The organism is Kordia sp. SMS9 (genome assembly GCF_003352465.1).
Lineage (GTDB): Bacteria > Bacteroidota > Bacteroidia > Flavobacteriales > Flavobacteriaceae > Kordia.
The window spans coordinates 4,166,598-4,186,587 of sequence record NZ_CP031153.1; the positions used below are offsets into that span (position 1 = coordinate 4,166,598).

At 37.1% G+C, this 19,990-nt stretch carries 12 protein-coding genes; all 12 read right to left on the minus strand.

The window, feature by feature from the left end; all coding sequences use genetic code 11:
* Nucleotides 1-90: 90 nt before the first annotated feature.
* Nucleotides 91-1,692 (minus strand): T9SS type A sorting domain-containing protein, encoded by a 1,602-nt coding sequence (locus tag KORDIASMS9_RS17745; RefSeq protein WP_114905282.1) that lies wholly within the window; start codon nucleotides 1,690-1,692, stop codon nucleotides 91-93.
* Between the two features lie 10 nt (nucleotides 1,693-1,702).
* The gene (locus KORDIASMS9_RS17750) at nucleotides 1,703-2,587 is read right to left on the minus strand and encodes a glycosyl hydrolase family 17 protein (protein ID WP_114904132.1); all 885 of its coding nucleotides are present in this window, start codon (nucleotides 2,585-2,587) and stop codon (nucleotides 1,703-1,705) included.
* 20 nt (nucleotides 2,588-2,607) lie between these two features.
* A complete protein-coding gene (locus KORDIASMS9_RS17755) occupies nucleotides 2,608-3,516 on the minus strand; it encodes a glycosyl hydrolase family 17 protein (protein WP_114904133.1) in 909 nt (302 codons plus the stop codon).
* 32 nt (nucleotides 3,517-3,548) lie between these two features.
* On the minus strand, nucleotides 3,549-4,979 hold the full coding sequence (locus KORDIASMS9_RS17760; protein ID WP_114904134.1) for an MFS transporter: 1,431 nt from the start codon (nucleotides 4,977-4,979) through the stop codon (nucleotides 3,549-3,551).
* 11 nt (nucleotides 4,980-4,990) lie between these two features.
* The gene (locus KORDIASMS9_RS17765) at nucleotides 4,991-6,508 is read right to left on the minus strand and encodes a glycoside hydrolase family 30 protein (RefSeq protein ID WP_205318005.1); all 1,518 of its coding nucleotides are present in this window, start codon (nucleotides 6,506-6,508) and stop codon (nucleotides 4,991-4,993) included.
* 2 nt (nucleotides 6,509-6,510) lie between these two features.
* The gene (locus tag KORDIASMS9_RS17770; RefSeq protein ID WP_114904136.1) at nucleotides 6,511-7,800 is read right to left on the minus strand and encodes a glycosyl hydrolase family 17 protein; all 1,290 of its coding nucleotides are present in this window, start codon (nucleotides 7,798-7,800) and stop codon (nucleotides 6,511-6,513) included.
* A 17-nt stretch (nucleotides 7,801-7,817) separates the two neighbouring features.
* Nucleotides 7,818-11,282: a hypothetical protein gene (locus KORDIASMS9_RS17775; protein WP_114904137.1), complete on the minus strand. Its 3,465-nt coding sequence runs from the start codon at nucleotides 11,280-11,282 to the stop codon at nucleotides 7,818-7,820.
* A 55-nt stretch (nucleotides 11,283-11,337) separates the two neighbouring features.
* Nucleotides 11,338-12,168 (minus strand): PKD domain-containing protein, encoded by an 831-nt coding sequence (locus KORDIASMS9_RS17780; RefSeq protein WP_114904138.1) that lies wholly within the window; start codon nucleotides 12,166-12,168, stop codon nucleotides 11,338-11,340.
* Nucleotides 12,169-12,183: 15 nt separating this feature from the next.
* Nucleotides 12,184-13,023, minus strand: coding sequence for a family 16 glycosylhydrolase (locus tag KORDIASMS9_RS17785; RefSeq protein ID WP_114904139.1), 840 nt, complete (start codon nucleotides 13,021-13,023; stop codon nucleotides 12,184-12,186).
* Nucleotides 13,024-13,043: 20 nt separating this feature from the next.
* Nucleotides 13,044-14,504 (minus strand): hypothetical protein, encoded by a 1,461-nt coding sequence (locus tag KORDIASMS9_RS17790; RefSeq protein ID WP_114904140.1) that lies wholly within the window; start codon nucleotides 14,502-14,504, stop codon nucleotides 13,044-13,046.
* Nucleotides 14,505-14,516: 12 nt separating this feature from the next.
* The gene (locus KORDIASMS9_RS17795) at nucleotides 14,517-17,702 is read right to left on the minus strand and encodes a glycoside hydrolase family 2 TIM barrel-domain containing protein (protein WP_114904141.1); all 3,186 of its coding nucleotides are present in this window, start codon (nucleotides 17,700-17,702) and stop codon (nucleotides 14,517-14,519) included.
* Nucleotides 17,703-18,366: 664 nt separating this feature from the next.
* Nucleotides 18,367-19,989 (minus strand): glycoside hydrolase family 16 protein, encoded by a 1,623-nt coding sequence (locus KORDIASMS9_RS17800; RefSeq protein WP_114904142.1) that lies wholly within the window; start codon nucleotides 19,987-19,989, stop codon nucleotides 18,367-18,369.
* Nucleotide 19,990: the final 1 nt, after the last annotated feature.

Sequence of the window (19,990 nt, forward strand, 5' to 3'; positions counted from 1 at the left end):
TAATAGTATCAAATATATTACTTTATTTTTATAAATAAGGTGTGCCTCTTATTTCAGAAGCACACCTTTTAAAATTTTACTCTAGTTAGTCTAGTTTTTAACTAGTTTAACACTACTTGTACCTTTATCTGTGTTGATTCTAGCAAAGTAAATTCCTCCTTGTAAAGAAGTTCCATCAATAGTAGCACGTGTGTTATTTGGCTCCATTGCTAATACTTGTCTTCCAGAAATATCAAATACTTGAATTGTGTTAATTACCGTATCTTCTGTAACTACATTCCAAGCGTCATTTGTTGGGTTTGGATATGTTTTGAAAGATGATGTATTGAACTCATCTAAACCTAACGTAGTATTTTTGTGAAGGTAAATGTTATCGTACCACACATTCGTTAAGTTTGCAGTTGTAATACCAATTTGAGCAATATCACCTCTTTCAAGGTTTCCTACTACCACACCTCCTAAAGAAGAGATATCAAGATCAACAGAAACCCATGTGTTTGCAACAATAGCTGGCATTGTTCCTGTGTTAATGTTTATTTCTAAAGCAGAAGCTTCTCCGCCTCCACCAGCAAAATCAACTAATTTTACATTGAAAACATCTCCAACTAAATCTACATCATCCGTGTAGAAATCGAAATGTATATGTGTAAATGCATTTAAGTCTTGTCTGTTTGCAGAGAAATCGATTCCTTGACATGGAACTCCAGTATTCTTTTTGAATGTGTTATCACCATTGATTTGTACTTCTGTTACTGCTGAACCACACCAACCTGCATCATACGTACCTACTGTGATACTTGGATACCAATCTGTATAGATACCAATTACATCTGCTGCTGGTCTGTTTGGTGCTGATGGCGCCGCTGTTGCTGGTCCACTGATTACAAACGAAACTGTGTATGTTTCCATCACCATTCCATTTTGAGAAGTTACTACTACTGTAGCATCTCCAGGTACTGCAGGTGCTTGTGTAATAACTGCCATTGCCGCTGGATCCGTTGTTGTTGCCGAAGTAATTTGTGGAACTACTGTTGTTCCAGGAGCTAAATCTACGTTGTAGCTAAATACTCCAGAACCAAATCCTGTTAATGGAGCTGAATCAATTTCTAAAGCGCTTAATGTTGCGTCTGAACCTGCTGCGGTTGGATTCTTCCAAAAGTATACATTGTCTAAGTAGATGTCTACTGGCACTGTACTTCCTGGTCCATTTGCTGCAAACTTCATTTGAAAAACACTGTCCCAAGTCATTCCTGTAAAAGCAGATTTAGGAATATCAACACTTGTCCATGTTCCAGATGTGTAGGCAATTGAAACTAGAGTTTCTCCTGCACCTGATCCGTTGTTAATTGGACTTACTTGAATATCTGTTGCTCCAGGGCTTGCAGATGTCCAAATATCAATGTGTAAAAATTCCATTTGAGAAGCATCTTGTGTTGTCAACTCTGTTCCTTGGTAGTTAAAGTTAGGATACGCTAATAAAAGTTGTCCCGTTCCTGGGTCGTAACTTGGATTTACTAACGTGTGACCAGATTGTCCCCAGTTAGGATCGTAATTTGTTGCAATGTTTGTATAGGTATCACCGTACACAGAAATCACATCAACAGCAGCTTGTGTTGGAGTTGCTGGGTTTGTTGTTGGCTGTGCATACGCGATGCAAGCAAACAACAGAAATAAATACGTAATTTTCTTCATAATAATCTGTTTAAAATTTGAATTGTTCATGTTTATCCCAAAGTCCCCAATACGCGCCAACATCACCTTCATCACTTACTTTCCACGATTCGTCGAAAGAGGAGAAATAAAAGATTTCAATATCTTCTTCTTGGGCCCATCTTTGGGTGTTTATAAAATATTTAATTGCATTTGTGTTTGAAGGATATGCTCCTTCAAGACTTGTTCCTTTGTTTGGCCATCCTGTTTCTGTAATGATGACTTTTTTTCCGTTTCCTGCGCGCAATGCTCTGTTGTACATATCTTTTACATATAACAGCGAATAATCTTGATCGCAACCTTCCCAAAAAGGGTAACAATTTGCTAAGATGACATCACAAGCTTCTGTAATTTCTGGGCGTTCTACAAATTCATAGTACGCATCTACATATCCTACAGGAATTCCGTTGAGTTCTTTTTTGGTATCGTAAATGAATTTTAATAATTCATCTTCTGTTAAATCGCCTCGATACATGACTTCATTACCAACACCGGCAATATCTACAAGACCTTTGTCTGCAAGATTGACGAGTCCTTCAATTTCAGCTTCGTTTGTTTCTGGATTGTTCCCCAACCATGCGCCAACTAAGGTTTTCATGCCCATTTCCTTAGCAATTTCAGGAATTAATTCGTTGCCTTCTGTACATGAAAATGATCGTACCCAATTGGTATATGGTTTGATTACCTCTAATCGCCGTCTTATTTGCGTTTCAGAAAGCGTATCTCCAGGTTCTTGCCCTTCTGCATATGGACTGAAACACATGCCATGCATTCCAGCTTTCACTGTTTTGCGCCATAAAGATTTTAGGTCATCAAAAGTGTACCCTTCAAATTCAAGAGCAGCTAATGAGAAAAATTTTTCTTTACGTAAAGACATTGTTTTTGTTAATTTTTTTATTAAAATTTGAGTTTTTCGTGTTTGTCCCAAAGTCCCCAATATGCACCTACATCACCTTCGTCACCAGTTTTCCAGGATTCATCAAATGATGAGAAGTAAAATGTTTCGATATTGTCTTTTTCAGCCCAAACTTGCGTGTTAATAAAGTATTTTATTGCATTGATCTCAGATGATTCTGCTCCTCGTAAGCTTCCTCCTTGACTTGGCCATCCTGTTTCTGTGATGATGACTTTTTTACCATTGGCTGCATGTGTTGCTTGTCCATACATTCGTTGCATGTGTGCAAGTGATCCGTCAATATGGCAACCTTCCCAATATGGATAACAGTTGCTTAAAATGACGTCACTGATTTCGACCAATTCTGGGTGTACTGAGAATTCATAGTATGCATCTACATACCCTACTTCAACATCTGGTAAGGCTTCTTTTACTCTTCTGATATAGTCTAAGAGTTCTTCCAGTGTAAGATCGTTTCGGTATAGCACTTCGTTTCCAACAGCAGCAATATCAACCATTCCTTCTTTTCCTAATTCAATTAAAGCTGCTATTTCCTTTTCGTTGTCATCTTTGTCATCTCCTAACCAAGCACCAACCATGGTTTTCATACCGTGTTTTTTGGCATATCGTGGAATGTGTTCATTTCCTTCTATACAAGAGAAAGAACGTACCCATTTTGAGTATGGTTTTAGAATTTTTATTCTTCTTTCTACTTGTTCTTCACTAATAACATCGCCAGGTTCTTGTCCGTCTTCATACATACTAAAACAAATACCATGCATTCCTTTATTGAGTGTTGCTCGCCAAAGTTTTTTTAATTCTTCAAAGGAATATTTGCTAAAGTCTATTCCTGAATGCTCGGTGAAATTAATTCCGCCGTATAAGTGATAATCTTCGTCTCTATATGACATTTTTTTGTTTTATTCTAAAATTTATAAATAGGTTATAATTCTCCTCTTCTTCTTACTAATTCTTCTTTGATTTCGACCGCTCTTTTTTCGTTTAAGCTATATTTCCACATTACTATTAATGCTAAGGCAGCTGTAATTGCTGGAATAGTAATATCTGCTACACGCAATTGATATAACGTTTCTGCTGTTTGTTTAGGTAAGTTACCATCAAATCCGATTAACTTTAATACTAATCCTCCTAGGATTAATGCTATCGCTTGCCCTAGTTTTACCATCCACCAGTAAATAGCACCAAATGTACCTTCTTTACGTGGCATTCCGTTTTCTAATTCATCCAAATCACATACATCGGCTGTCATAGACATCATAAGTGTGAATAATCCTCCAAGACCAAATGCCATTAATGGAATAGGCATAAATACTAAATAAGGATTGTCGATATCGAAAGCCCACCACTTGAGAATGTAGCCAATAATAGAGATGAAAGTAGATATTAAGAAAGCCTTTCTTTTTCCTACTTTGTTTGCCATCCATGAAATAATTGGTATGATTAAAAATGCTGTTGCCATAGCATTTACAGTATTAAACCATGCAGGCCAAGTTCCTGCTGCTTCATAACTTCCTTCATACATATAAAATACAATGATATATACACTAAATGCTGCTACCATTTGGAAACCATTGAATACTAAAAATGTAGCTCCGCAAAGTTTCATAAAAGGTTTGTTTTTAGAAATCTGTTTGATCCCTTGAAAAAGATCTTTTAAATTTGAAGATAACGATTTCATGTTAATTTCTTTACGGTTTGCCATATTTGCAGAATCAATTCCTCTACAAAATATTGCTGGTATGATTCCGAAAACAATACAAATTACACCTACTACGACAGCCATGAATCTAACACCTTCTGCTTGTGTAGCAAAATAGTTTTGATCAGGGATTATGAAATATAACCATGGTACTATCATCCATGCAATTTGTCCCATAGTGTTGGAGAATGCCATTAATCTTGTGCGTTCTTTATAATCAGAAGTCATTTCGTATCCCAAACCAATTAAAGGCGTAGCAAATACCGTATTTCCTATTAAGAATATAACTTGCAAAATCATTATGTACCAAAAATTATACATCTCTGGGTCATTCTCGTCAATTTGCCACATTAAAATAAACATGATTCCGCTAAAAATAGCTCCGAAGAATATGTAAGGTCTTCTTCTACCCCATTTAGATTTTGTATTATCTGATATGAATCCCATGATAGGATCCGTAATTGCATCAAATATTCTAGGCAAGCCTCCTAATAGCCCCGCAAGAAAAGGGTCCATTCCAAAAGCAGTTAATAGAAAGTATTGAATGAAAACTCCTAATGTACCAGGTAAAATATTTAATACAAAATGACCAGAACCAAATGAAATTTTTTGAACAAAAGGAACTCTATCTCTGGTGGCTGTTTTATTTGACATATTTCTCAGTTTTAATTGGTTATCACGATAGTTTGAATCGCTTGTGGGTTAATTGATATTGATTTTGATGTTTCACCAAGGTGAAGTGAAAAGTATTTTTCGGTTTTACCCTCATTGAATACAACTACCGCAATGCTTCCGTCAGGATTTTTTGCCGCAGTCACCATTAAGTCTTTGTCTGTGTTGTTTGCGTCGATAATTTTTGCGCCAGGGCGAATGTACTTACTGAAATGTACCATGGTGTAATATAATGGCGTCATGTATACTTCATCCGCATCTGGATCAACGATGATTGGCGCGATACACCAGTTTTTAAACCAGTTTGGTCCGCCTTGTTTGTCTAACACCATGTTCCAGTCTACCCAACCGTCAACCCAATTGTTAAGACATCCGATGATATCACGTGCATACCGATTTACTGGAGCATATTTTGGGTGCAAGTATTTTTCTTCTTCTTTTGCCCAATCCCAACCCCAATCAGTTGCTTCTTTTTTCCAATACCAAGCATCATCTTTCCAAACAGGAACTTGTGCATCTATACAGCCTTCAGTTTCTATTAAATATTTATTTGGCGCTTTGTTGTGTGCATATTGCAAATCTTCAGCATATATTTTATAGGTACTTTCATACCAGTGAATTGCAGTTCCGTCATAGTATTTGGAAGAAGCTTCATCTTTAAACATTACGTCTACCCATTCTTTGAGTCCTGCACGATTTTGATCGTATCCTAAAATGATTAAATCACCTTTTCCGTCTTTTTCAAGTTTTGGTCCTAAGTGATTTTGTACGAAATCGGTCATTTCTTCTGGGGTATAGTGCATACTTTCCCAGTTGTTTCCGTTTCCATGTGGTTCATTTTCTACGGTGAATCCCCAAATATCAATACCTTCTGCTTTGTACGCATCTACATATTTTGAGAAGAATAATGCCCATGTATCGTAATATTTTTTCAAGAGTTTTCCTCCTACCCAAGCATTGTTATCTTTCATCCAAGGTGCTGCTGTCCACGGAGATGCAAATATTTTGAAACCATCTTGTGAAGCTGCCATGGCATCTTTAATCATTGGAATGAGATCGTCCATATCTTCTTCAATGGTAAAGTGTTCCAAATTTACATCGCCAGCTACAGGTGTATATGAATAGTTTGACAATGAAAAGTCGCACGAATTCATGTGTGTACGCGTAAGCGAGTAATTGGCGTGATCTTTATCAAAGTATGCTTTTATAATGAAGTCTCTATTTTTTTTGCTCAATTTGTTTAATAGATACGCAGATGATTCCGTAAATGCGCCTCCAAAACCTGTAATGGTTTGGTATTCTTTCGCAGGAGTTAACGTAATCAAAGTCGTTTTTGTCAGTGTATCTTTTACCGAATTGAATGTGGTTAGTTTTGTAAGTTTGTTTCCACTTTCGGAAGTTTCATATACTTCTGCTTCAAGCTGTTTTACCAAAGGCTTTTGCTCTTTTTCTTTGCAAGCTGTAATCATAATGAGTAGCATTATAAGGCTATATGTTTGTATTTTTTTCATGGTTAGTGATCTACGACTAGTTTTGCTTTTACTGGTGGCAATTGTACTTCTAACAGAAGGGAATCCTTTATGCCGTTATAGGTTTTTACAATTTGGTTTCCATCTCGCGTTAGGCCTTTAAACACGTCTTCATCTACAAGATTCCAAAGTGCATATTTGGCTTTTCCATCAATGGTAAATAATCCAAAGTGATTTTCAGATCCGCCAGGATTACGCGAATCTTTCCATATTTCATCAAATGCTTCAAAATAAAAGCATGAAACTTCGTTATTTTCTGACCACTCGCGTATGCTGTGGTAATAGATCGCTTCTTTGTATTCGTCTGTAGCTTTACTTCCCGTATCGCCATAATGTCCGTTGGAATAGGACGCCCAACCTGTTTCCCCAATATGAATTGGTTTGTCTACGCCCAAACTTTTCATGTAATTATGTACACTGTCAAATTGTGAAATGGCATATTCTTTGGCTTTTTCCATAGCATAGTCTATTTTTTCAAGACTCGATTTTTTACCATCGTCCACAGTTCCCCAAAAAACAGGGTTGTAATGCGTATCGTGCATTGGATAGGTGTGAATGGATAAGTAATCTACAGCTTTGATAAGCTTGTTTAAGTCTTCTACATGATAGATAGTATCGCCACCACCCCAAGAAGCAAAGTTGTCTGAGCTTGTTACCCACAGGTCTTTGTCTAGCTTTCCTTCTTTTTTAAGATTTTGTAGATGATTTACCCATTTTAGGATCACATTTGGTTGCACGTAGTAACTTGCCGCCCATTTTACCATGGCTTCATTACCTACAGCGATGATTTTTATGATATCTGGATATTGATTCGCCAATGCGACAGCTCTTTCGATTTCTTCCTCATTTTGTTCACTTTCTTGATTGTGATCGGGAGTTTGCCCTGTCCAGGCATACTTACAATCAATCCACGCGCCCAACATGACATACATCTCAAAATTTTTGTCTGCGTTTTTCAGTTCCCTGATTGCTTTTAAAAGGTTGGCTGCGTGTGGTAATTGTACATTGTATGTACGCAAAACTCGGATGCCCATCGCATGGAGAATCTTCATATCGTCCTTGAGCTCTGTTATGGTTGGTTGTACCTCACGTGTTTTGGTGCGATATCCTCCATAAGAGATGGCTACATAGTCTTTATTTCCTAATATATCTTTAGCTGTCACTTCTTTTTTTGTTTGTGGTTCTGACGAAGCCTTTTTCTTTTGCTCGCTTTCACAAGACATCATTAATAGCGTTACCAATAGTATTTTAGATATGTGCTTTAACGTCCTCATGATTGTGTTGATATTTTTTACTTTAAATGATCATTTTTTATGTGTACACTTATTTGTGCTACTTCTCCTGAACGGTCAAATACTTTTTGACTGATTTCAGCATCTAAGCTTAAGCTATCAAATGCCAATACACTTCCGTCAGAAAGATGCACTTCTAGTGAGCTTTGATTTGAAATTGTATATACAATTGGTACTTGGCAATAGGTAAAACAGATCGATCCTTTTTCTACAGATAGTTGTTTTGCTTCGCCTTGAATGCTTATATAGTTGAATGTTTTGTCGGCTAGTAAAAATTCATCTGTACGCAACATACATGGATCAAAGTATAGTTTTCCATAGGTAACAAAGACACCCAATTCGCCAAAACGACTTAGTATATCTTCTTTTACTTGTCCTGTCATTCCAGGTTGTTGTGCTCCTTTTCCATACGGCGTATGCGAATATGGATCTGTTGGGAATGCTCCATATAATGATGGAGATTTGTGCACCCCAATTCCTTCATTGATTTCGTAATAGTGTTCTAGAAGTCTTCCTTGAATTTCTGCACTTTCACCATCGTGAATGGCTTTTAAGCAACATTCTAATACGGCTAATTGTAGTTTTGAAACCATGTGCCAATAGATAGAACCTAATCCTTCGTATCCGTAGAAGGTTCCTGAACGACCGGTAAAAGCTTTGTGGTTGAATACTTCTTCAAACGTATTCAATGCGTGATTGCCTTCTGCGGCAGCTACATCACTATATTTTGTATCTTTTAGTTCAGCTAACGCTTCCGCTAAATCGCCTGCATTTTTAAAGTTTCCATTAAAGTGATATTCGCCATTGATATCTTTGGTAATAATGGCTTTGTTTCCGTCCGCAATTAATTGTTGAAATAACTGTGATTCGTTGACCGCTTCTCTTGGAATGGTGTTCCGTTGTATGAAACCTTTGAGTTCTTTGTTTGGATAGAGTAAGTAACTGTACTGATCTGGTCGGAAGAGTTTACTGCTCTTCAATCCATCCAACACTGCCAATACTTCTTTAGATGAGATATACCCTGAACTTAATACGGCTACTTGTCCTTCTAACATTTCATTGAGGTACGAAATTGATACTTCTTCCTCATTTTCAACCGTCATTAAGTTGTATGCATGATATAAGTTGTCTTCACGCCTATTTGCTTCTATAGCATGTTCTAAATATGCTAAACTTGTTGTGACAAACGCTTTAATATCTTCAACAGCAAGAGTTTCTTTTCTACCAGAAAAATCATGGTCATAGATTTGCTCGCGGTATTCACTACCTGCAATTCCAAGTCCATCCAACACCGCTTTACGATCTTTGTTATTTATTTTTCCTGCGAGAATGTATTGATGATCATGCAGCGTTTTTGCTACTTTTTGGAAGAAGGTTGCTAATTCTTTAGAGACTTCAACTGTATCTGTTTGCGATGAATTAAAGACATTTTCAAAGAATTTTAAGAAGCGACGCAAGTAATATAAAGTCACCATTGACACGCCGTTTCCTACCAACGCATTGTTAGCATCGTTCCACTCTGGACGTTGTGTGTTCATCCAAATTCCGCCTTCGGGAATAAAGTTAGAGATTTTAGCTAATGTCGTAGCTAATATTTTTTCGATGAAGTTTACTTTGACAATGAATTTGTTTTCATCGCGTAGTAAAGCGCCATCAGCTCCCAATTCTTCTCGTTTTTGGTGAATTTTATGATCTAATTCTTCATCAAATTCAATGGTATCTTTAGGATTTTTAAGTAAATCCGCATATTGTTTTATTCTGTACGGAACGTTTGCATATACAAACAGGTCTTTGTCAAAGAAACTTTCCAGCTTACCTGGTTTATGATTTTCAATGATTTCCAAGAATTTTTGCAAGTATATGATTTGATGATCGCCCCAATACCCAATGTACGACCATGGATCGTCTGGTTCCGCCACTTCCCAATCAAATCCGTCTTTTGTCACACGATACGGATTGTAACCGTCGAACGTGGTGGCATTTAAGAATTTATGAATCATACTTTCAATAAATTCTGGATAGGAATACGCTAAGGCTTCCCAGTTTTGGAAGATGTCACGCCAGTTTCCTTCGTAATCTAATATTTTAGAGCCATCAATTTCGCTTCGTGTATTGATTGAAAATTTGTTCCAAGGACGACTTGGATCTCCATGACGACGACTGAATTTTAATGGCATGTATTCTAAACACAAGCGTCTGAAATTTTTATCGGTACTTTCGTACGCTACTTTTTGGATGTCAGCCAGCGTGAATTCTGCTTGCAATCCATCCAAAATGTTTTCTGTGGTTCTCGCAACTTTTTTGTTCGCTTTTGCGAGATAGTTTTGAAAGTCCCACTTTTCTATTTGATAGTTATTGTCAAAGATTCCACCACGCATAATGTTGAACAGCGTGTTGGAGAAATGACGTGTATCTCTAAATTTGTCTGCCGTTAATTGCATTCCATCAGAAGCTGCATTGAGTTGTAATAACTTTTCTGTTCCTAAATCAATGTTTTGTTGAATTCTTTTGGTCAGATTGAGCTCATTTTGAATGCGGAATGATAATGCGGCAATGTCACTATGATCTTGATTCACATTTGCAATGGTACACCATTCTTTACTTTCCGAAGCTTGTAATTGCACTTGCGCATTGATAAAATACGCACCTTTTTCTGCTTTTACGTCCGTTTCTTGGTGAATCGGCATAAGTTTTCGGAAGGCATTTAGCTGTAATGATGATAGTAAGTATTGTGCATTTTCTAATCCTAACGACCAGACAATGTTGGCTTTCAACGCTTCACTAGGTTCTGCTTTATCCACAATGATGGCACTTAGTGCAAAGATTCCTAAACCAGTAGTTTCTTCCAGTTCCGTTCGCTTGTAGGCATCCACTAGATTGCTACTTGCGTTTTGAACATCTGCACTGACTCCATAGGGCAACACATTTTGAATCCCATCTAAAATATTTACATGAACTTCTTCTTGGGAATTGTTTGTAAGTGTTGATTTTTTTACAATTCCAAATTCATCACTGGAATTCCATTGGTACCGAAAGGTGAGTTCTAAATCGTGATTGATTTCCTCAAACAGTATTTTGTTTCCGTAATTGTTTTTGTAAAGATTACGTGTGGTTTGGTACTTTCCTCCAAATCGTTCTGAAAAAGGTTCCCACAAGTGTTTTTCACTGTTTTTCGTTACTTGAAATATGGATTTACTTCCGGTGATATCAGCTGATTCTGTAATTTTATCATCTGTATAGTATGGAAATATTGAAAATTCAGCGTTTTTACGCCCTGCAGTTAATCCGCCATTACTGGAAATAAACATCCAATGATCGGAATCACTCACAATACTCATAAAAAATGGTCGTATTGTATCGCTGTTTGAGATTTTGTAAAAATGCTCGTTGTCTATGTGTACGGTTTCTATTTGAGACATATTTGGTAGAATATCTTGATCTAAGCTTATTGTTTCTTTAATCATTAATTGGTCAATTTTTACTTCTAGCGAAGAAGGGGAATTTGTATGCTTTGGTTTTTTATTCTTGCGTTATATCGTCAAAGTAATACGTGTCACCATCACATGCAGCATTTCTTTCAAAGTAGATAATTACACTTTTAAAAGTCCCGGAAGGAACATCTGTGAAATCAAAACTAAGTTCTTGCCACTGTCCTACTTGTGTAATACTTGCAATTCTTTCTTGAAACGGATTTACATTTGGAAAAGGCATAAATTCTAATCGTAAGGTAACATCTGCCACTTGGTCTTCTGCCAACACTTTCATTTTGAATGTTTTGTTGGTGATTGTTGAAAAATCTAATGAAGTATCAAGTGCTACACCTACTCCAGACCATGTTTGACAACCGACTGCCTTGTCATAAACTTGAACAAAGCAACTGCTATTTACGGCATCTAATACTGGGTTTGCTACAATAGCACCACCAATGTCACCAAAGGCATCAAAAGTAGCATCATCACTTAAAAAAGTCCAGTTTAAGTCACCGTTTGCAGGATCAATATTTTCGTCTAATTCGTCATTACATCCGTCAATGGTGAATGTTTCTTCATATACACTTGATTGTCCTTTGTCATTATACGCAGTTAATACAACTGTATATGTTCCGTTATCATAACGTTTTACAGGGCTTACAAATGTTGAAGAGGAACCATCGCCCAAATCCCATGAATAGGATGTGGCATTGTTAGAAACATTTACAAATGAAATTGTTTTAGAATTTTGTTCTGTTATAAATCTTGCTTCTAAGCCAATTAATTCTATTCCACTTTCTTCGTTTTCTTCGCATGAAGTAAATAATGTTGCCGCGAATACTAGTGAAAGTAAGGCTATTTTGTATTTTAAAAATTTCATGTCTTTTTTGTTTTTTTAGTTATACACTCTTACGTAGTCAACAAGCATTCTTTGTGGAAAAGTTGTATTTGCGTTTGGAAAACCTGGTAAATTCCCTCCAACAGCTACGTTCATAATTATGTAGAAAGAGTTATCAAATACCCAAGTTCCATCGCCATCAGTTTCTTCTGCTACAGTTTCTGGCGTAATACTTTGGTACAATACATCATCTACATAGTAGTTGATTTGGTTTGGACTCCATTCTATACCAAAAACATGAAATTCAGTATCAAATCTATTGTCTGTGAGTTCATATTCTTTTGAGATTGAATTTTCTCCTGAAAAATTAGGTCCGTGTGCACTCCCAAAAACAACCGTAGGCGCATCTCCTAAGTATTCCATGATGTCAATTTCTCCACAGGATGGCCAAGGGTTTACATTGCAGTCATTTCCTAATAACCAAAATGCTGGCCATAGACCTTTTCCTTGTGGTAAACGAATTCGCGCTTCAAAACGTCCGTATTGTTGCTCAAATAATCCTTGTGTTTTAATTCTAGCAGATGTATAACCTCCTGCAGGATTTTCTCTAGCGGTGATGACTAGAAGTCCATTTTGAACTTCTACATTTTCGGAATCACTCGTATACACTTGCAATTCGTTATTTCCCCAACCAGGAGGCAGTCCTGCTGCGGTTCCATCTCCTAAGTCATACGTCCATAAGCTTGGATCTGGCGTACCATCAATGTCAAACTCATCGGACATGACTAAATTAGTTTTGGTAACAACCTCTTGAGTTTCATCCAATTCACAACTAACAAAAATAGTGCTTGAGATGATTGTTAGTGCTAGTATACTATTTTTAATTATTTTTTTCATATTTAATATTTTATAATTTCTTAATAGAAATAAATGTTATCAACTAAGAATGATGCTCCGTTGTTAGAAACAAAAACAATGTAACCAATGTTTCCTAAGTTAGGATTACCTGATCCACCTCCACCTGTAGGCAAGGTAAATGAACTTAAAGGAATGTCAATTCCAACCCATTGTCCTGGCATTAATTGACTGCTAAGGTTAAATCCTCCTGCAGATCCGTCACCGAAACCGTTGTCGGTATCATCTGGACCAAAATCAATTAATTCCATCACAAGTGCCGAACCTGCAGCGCTTGTTAACTGAACATCTAAGTGTACCATGGTTTCACCAGTTACATTTACTGTTCCGTCCCATCCAATTCCTATAAAGTCAATTCCTTCGTAGTTCACATGGCTGTTCCCTTCAAAGGTTTGTACTGAAATGTTTTCTGTGTTTGAACCTGCAAAAACTCCTGGATTGAATCCTGAAACACTAGGATATGATTCACTATATATAGAAATCACATCTGCTGCTGCTTGCGTTGGTATTGGCGCATTTACAAATGAACCTGTGGAATTTAGTATTAAAGATCCATCAGCTTGCGCATCTCCTATGCTTCCTGTTATGGTAGCTGTACCTGCACCAATTAGTGCTACGTCACCTGAAGAAGTCACTGTAGCTACAGAAGTATCAGATGAGGAAAAATCAAAATAAGCGCTTGATGCTTCTACTGATATGTTTTGTCCGTTAGGCAAATTGAATGTAGCCCCTAATCCTCCAATGGTAGCTGAAAATCCTGTAAAGTTATCTACTTCTATATCTTCACCGTTAAGAATAAATGGAGCTGCTGGGCTAATTGTTCCTAAGTTTTCATAGCGCAATTCATCAATCCAAAATGTATATCCAAGATTGTCATCTAAGGTCGTTACATTTGAGAAATCGTCATTTGATAAAACATCGAATGATCCGGCAGAGAATAAGAACAATCCTCTTTCTTGAGTTAATCTGGAAGGATCAGGAATTGGAATGATGTATTTTTTCCATCCCGTTGTAAGTTGTATTACAGTAGCTACTGGATAGATGTCTGTTTCAAAATCAGATCCAAATCCAAAGCGCACACTTCCGGTAAGTGTTCCTTTTGCCCAAAAAGTTAAGGCATCATAACCTGATAAGTCTCTACCAGCACCTCGATCTCTAAAGATCCCTCCAATAAATCCTCCATCAGGATCACTTGGAGCTGGCACATCAATTCGTATAGATGTTGTCCCTTCATACGATTCGTTATCATCTGTTCCAAAACCCGTTGCATTTGCGCCTACGGCAGGATCAAATGATTCAAAAAACTGATCTGTTAAGCCTACTGGAGCATCCGTAAATATGTCTGGTGTGTTCGGAAATGTTGCCAAGGTGGCATCATCTGATATATCGCGTTCACAGCTTACGGTTAAGGCAATTACCAAACCTGTAAGTAGTGTGTTTTTAAAATATGTTAGTCCTTTCATTTTTATAGCTTATTATTTTCCGATGTTGATGTGTATGTATGTTCTTATTTCCCATTCTGTTCCATTACCAAATCCTACAGGACTTACTATTGGAGCGTTAGAAAATTCGTCTGCGGCAACGTTTGGTGCAAATCTTGGAGAAAACTGATCTAGCGTACGCCACGTTCCACGAACTCCAATTCTTGTACTTGGTAGGACGAACCAATCTGGTTTTCCTAGCGTTGTAGAAATATCTAACATTAATTGTGTTGGATAGGTCAAGTTGAAATCTCTGTGGTAGTCAAATGGTCCCCAATCGTTAAGTTTCACATGAGTTTCTACTTTTATTTTTCTGTAGATCATTCTCACATCACCACCAAATCGTTTGATTAATCGTTGACTATCACCATTCGCTTGTGCATTTCCGTAGTAGAAATTACCAATGATTCCCAATTCTGGAGATACTTTAGAAACCATACGAGAGTTGATTTCCCATAGGTCTTCTGCTGGAACCGTAGTTGGAAAGGCAAAGAATGTACGATCTGCGTTGAAACCGATATGTGCATCTTGCTGTGTTGGTAAGTGACGGAATACAAATCCTAAGTTTGCTGCAAATTTAGCATCTTCTGATCGGTCGTTATTCCACTCATACATCCAAGTTCCTGGAGTTGGATCATAGGTAAATAAAATTTCACCTGCTGTCATTTCACGATTTCCACCTCTTACTGCAAAAGGATCGTCAATTACATTACGTAATCTTCCTGGTGCATCTACATCAGTAGGCATTGCATCTACTAATGGTTTTTGATACATAAAGTTTGGTGCAATTTGGAAATCTCCCACTGTATAGGTGAAACCAGATAAGAAGTTGGTCATGTTTCCACTTCCAGAGTCTCTCAATCTCCAACCTGTAAAGGTTTGTGTTTGATCTGCTCCACCGTTGGCAACTAATCCCATTACAGAACCTTGTGCATAGAAGTTAAAGCGTCCACCAGCATAGGTGAATTTCGCTTTTGCTCCAAAGTTGTCACTAGATTTTACTTTGTCATTCAGTACTGTATAGTTTCCAGAAGTACCTCTTACATCTTGGTACGTACTTCCGTTTAATGGACTTCCAGCCCAAATACCTCCAAGCTGTATTCCAAATTTTCCAAAGTCACGCTCTAAGGCGATGGTTGCTCTTTCCATTGGCCATGGTGGAATTACACCACTTCGCAATTGGTTGGCATCTAGAACACGGCGTCCTGTTTCATCAAATTCAAGATCAGTTTCAACATCTCTGTGATAGATTCCTGTTACATCCCAACCTTTTATATTTTTTGTGTATTTGAATAACATTGTTGGATTGGCTCCCCACCATAGTTGCGGTCCAAATGCTGCTTTTGCACCACTTAACGCTCCTTTACCGTCTACTTCAATACCGAGAATTTCACCTCCGTAGATATCTAAGTTAGGCCCGTAGTTTGCTTCTGGATACAATCCGAAGATATCACCTTCATATCCCCAGTGATAGTGTCCTGTACGATAAAATCCTCTTAAATCGAAGTCTTTCGCATTCCATTCAAATTCTGCTTGATAAACTCGAACTCTGTTGATATCTCCTACTTCTACATCCACATTATTTCCTCCTTCAATACCAGTCAAAGTGATCGGTCTTCCTGCATTTTCATAGAAAATTTCATTGATTGGATTTTCAGCTACATTTCCAAGAACATTGAAGTTTACACTTGCTCTCATGTTTGGAGAAGGATTTCCTTCTATTCCAATAAAGTATGATTGCATGTGATCAAAACCTAGTTGATTAGGAAATGCATTTTCATTCGGATCTTCTGAATTTGGAGTTGTAATAAGACTTCCACCTGTATTGAAGGTTGTAAATTCTGCTCTAAGTTGGCTTAGACGTATTTTTTGATTGCCGCCACCGCCCATTGCGGCTTTGTCTCCTCTAGCTCTTAAAACAGCATCCATGATTTGGATATTGTCTATATGATTTTCGATAAAGCTTTTGGAAACTCCTTTTTCATAAGGATTTACTTGGTGTACTTCTTTTAATGCATAGTACGCTGCACGTGGATATAATGTATATAATCCTCTTTCGTTGGTTGGTCCTTTGGCACAAATACCAAACCACTCTTCATTCATGTTTAAATCTCCTTCTTTCGCTTGGTCTCTGGAGTAACCTCCATTTGGCCACACGGCAACATTATCATGAACATCTAAGTTTTCAGTTTGTTTGTATTTCCACCATCCATCAGAAAATTGGAAGGTAAAACCTCCTAATGAGTTTTGTGCACCTCCAACGCCTGCTGCATTTGCATATATTTCTTTCCAATTCCCAACCATATAGTATGCTTGCGAATATTGATCTTCTTGATTGTCTCTAGCATTGAAAGCATCTGATCCAAATTCTGCAAAAAGAATTGGCATATCAAGTTCATCTCTTGTTTGTTTGAAAGCATCTCCGAATGATACTCCACGATACATGTTTGTACCATATATATCAACATCTGTACATTCTTCCTTTACTAAGTTTGAATAGAGTAAATCTCCATTACAGATCGCTACTGGATGTGAAGTATCAATTTTCTTTACTTCGAGTGTAGCGTCGTTAAATGCTTTGTATAAAGCTCTTGCTGCTTGTATTTTGTTTGAATCAATTCCTTCTATCGGAATGGCTTCCGTTTCTGCTCCTGTCCAAGATAAGTGATAGTTATTTTCGTTTCCTATCATATATAATAATAGTCCAGGAGTATCTTTATAAGTATTCGCCATGTCAATGGCTTCCTTCATCAATACTTCTCTAGTTGCAGGATCTGCATAATCAGTTTGTGGCGTCCATGCTCCATTGATGGTAAGTCCATAGGCTCCAAAAGTAATATTGAGCATCGTGTAGATACCATAATTCTCATAGATATACGTAATCCACTTTGGTTTTAAGCCATAAGTTCTAATAGCGTTTACACCCATGTTTTTTAGTAGCATCATTTCAGCATCTAATGCTGCCATGATGACATCGTCGGATCTGTTCCATATTCCAGGATCGGTAATTGTAGAACCAATTGGTACGTAATCCCAGTTCATACCATTGATCATAAAATCTTTTCCGTTAACTACTAATTTCATTCCTTGATCCGATTTCTCGACAGTAACTTTGTCTGCTTGAGAAAACATAGATGTCGTTAAAAAAATCAGTGCTAAAGTTAGAAAGGTTTTTTTCATCTGTTTGTTTTTAGTTTGTTAATGAGGTCAGATGGAATTCGCTAAAATTTTTCTGTAGTGAGTTACAAGATCATTTTCAGCTCATTTCATTGTTTATTTAATTTTGATTGGTTGTTCAGCGTATCTAAATACTACTGATTTGATTGTTACTAAAACTATATATTATTATTGCGAAATCTTAAATATAAACCACAACAAAAAACATACATCGCAAAGAAATGGTGTCAAAATTGACGTTTTAACAATTCAAGCCCTTTGTTTTTATAGGATTCACAATGTGTTTAAAGTTTCTATGTTTTAAAATTTTAACATTTCTCATGTAGCATTTTTATAGTATGTTGTGGTAATGTTGTAATGTTTGTATAGCGTTTTGTATATACTTTTTTCTCATTTTATCGACTTTTGGCTTTTTTATGTCGTTTTTGATATGTAAAACGAAAACGATGTCGTGTTAAAGAATTCGTATTTTATAGATAAAAACTTTATTAATTTTATGAATTAGTACGTAAAATTTTGGGAAAACGTTCTTTATCTGTTACTAATTAAACACTGAATATTGGCTATTTTTTTTGCAATGTTTGTTCTTTTCAAATTTGAAAAGAACAAACATTTTGCAAGATTAGTTGTATAGCTATATTCAAATATATTTTTATTATTATTTCTCTTATTGATACACTCTTACATAATCAATCTCCATAGTATCCTGAGTGAAAAGCGGATCAATATCTCCTCCTAAAGTTCCACCCATGGCAACGTTTAATATTAAGAAGAAATCATTGTTGAATGGTAAGGTAACATCGTTACTTACGGTATGATATACAAAATCATCTACTAAAAATGTAATGGTTGTGTCAGTCCATTCTATTGTGTAGTTATGAAATTCTGTCGTTGATGTTGGCAATGCTGTTGTAGAAGAATCACCGGCTCCTGGAGATACACCTGGATGATGTACGGTTCCTAAAACGGTGTTTTTGTCTTGTCCTTTTTGCTCCATAATGTCAATTTCTCCACATACTGGCCATCCAACGCTATCAAAGTTGGCACCAAGCATCCAAATTGCAGGCCATGTACCTTGTGATGCTGGTAATTTTGCTCTTACTTCTACTCTACCATAGGTAAATTCGAAAAGGTTTTCAGATTTTAATCGTGCCGAAGTATAGTTTCCACCAGCTTCTTGTATCGCGTTAATTTTAAGCATTCCATCTTCAATGATTACATTGCTTGCATCGTTGGTATAGGTTTGTGCTTCACCATTTCCCCATCCGCCATCACCTAGATCGTATGTCCAATTAGCTGCATCAGGAGCTCCATCTACATCAAAATTATCTTCCCAAATAAGGTTGTCATATTGTGTAATGAATCCTGTAGCTGGTTCTGCGGAAGTGATGATATGCCACCAATCAAATTCGCCATTACCATCTGTAGTTCTTAGTATTAATTCATTTGGCACAGAACGATCAAATATTTCATAGGTATGTGAACCACCTGTGTAATACCCTATGAATCCATTTCCTGTGAGTGCAATTGTTTCTACATCGTTTGGCGCAATTAACACCCAACTTTCTTGAAAATCGTCATATGGTAAGTTTTCAACATCTGCACCGTTGATTTCTCCACCTGAAGCACCTAAATCATCAATAAGATTTACACGACCAAATACCGTTCCTGAAGTATCTGTTCCGCCTTCATCATTTTCATTGTTTGTGATAAACGTGAAAGTTCCATCTGCATTAAAAATGTATCTGTCATCGTACATTCCCACAGTTGCCTTTTCATCAGGTTGCGCTCCATACCATTCTGTTGGTACTGTTCCCCCAACAGGACCTAAACCAAAGTGTCCAGCCTGTTCAGATTTAATTCTCCATGTTCTAGAGCCATCACCTACTAGTTTCTCTACTAGTTCTACTGGTGGTTCATAAGTAGCCAATACATCTACCGTTATGGTAGTCGTTGTAGCGGTTCCTCCTGTTCCATAAGCCGTTACGTTTACGGTGTATGAATTTAGTCCTAATTCAGCAAATATAAACGATGCTGATCCATTTGCTCTTGTCTTTTCGTCACTTAGGTATGCAAAACGATACGTAATGGCGTTGTCTGCCGTAGCATTAAAGGTAACTACACCACTACCATCTCCGTTTGGATTCATTGCATCTTGTCCTGCCAGCACTGCTGTTACTTGCAAGTTTGTTGGCGTGATTATATCGCCTACGGTTGCTTCATCTTGACAGCTTACTGTAAGTAGCATGACTGCTAGAAGCGATGCGAATATATATTTTAGTTTCTTCATC

Coding starts and splice junctions, on each gene's coding strand:
- KORDIASMS9_RS17745 (WP_114905282.1), bottom strand. CDS start 1,692: ATGAAGAAAATTACGTATTTATTTCTGTTGTTTGCTTGCATCGCGTAT.
- KORDIASMS9_RS17750 (WP_114904132.1), bottom strand. CDS start 2,587: ATGTCTTTACGTAAAGAAAAATTTTTCTCATTAGCTGCTCTTGAATTT.
- KORDIASMS9_RS17755 (WP_114904133.1), bottom strand. CDS start 3,516: ATGTCATATAGAGACGAAGATTATCACTTATACGGCGGAATTAATTTC.
- KORDIASMS9_RS17760 (WP_114904134.1), bottom strand. CDS start 4,979: ATGTCAAATAAAACAGCCACCAGAGATAGAGTTCCTTTTGTTCAAAAA.
- KORDIASMS9_RS17765 (WP_205318005.1), bottom strand. CDS start 6,508: ATGAAAAAAATACAAACATATAGCCTTATAATGCTACTCATTATGATT.
- KORDIASMS9_RS17770 (WP_114904136.1), bottom strand. CDS start 7,800: ATGAGGACGTTAAAGCACATATCTAAAATACTATTGGTAACGCTATTA.
- KORDIASMS9_RS17775 (WP_114904137.1), bottom strand. CDS start 11,282: ATGATTAAAGAAACAATAAGCTTAGATCAAGATATTCTACCAAATATG.
- KORDIASMS9_RS17780 (WP_114904138.1), bottom strand. CDS start 12,168: ATGAAATTTTTAAAATACAAAATAGCCTTACTTTCACTAGTATTCGCG.
- KORDIASMS9_RS17785 (WP_114904139.1), bottom strand. CDS start 13,023: ATGAAAAAAATAATTAAAAATAGTATACTAGCACTAACAATCATCTCA.
- KORDIASMS9_RS17790 (WP_114904140.1), bottom strand. CDS start 14,504: ATGAAAGGACTAACATATTTTAAAAACACACTACTTACAGGTTTGGTA.
- KORDIASMS9_RS17795 (WP_114904141.1), bottom strand. CDS start 17,702: ATGAAAAAAACCTTTCTAACTTTAGCACTGATTTTTTTAACGACATCT.
- KORDIASMS9_RS17800 (WP_114904142.1), bottom strand. CDS start 19,989: ATGAAGAAACTAAAATATATATTCGCATCGCTTCTAGCAGTCATGCTA.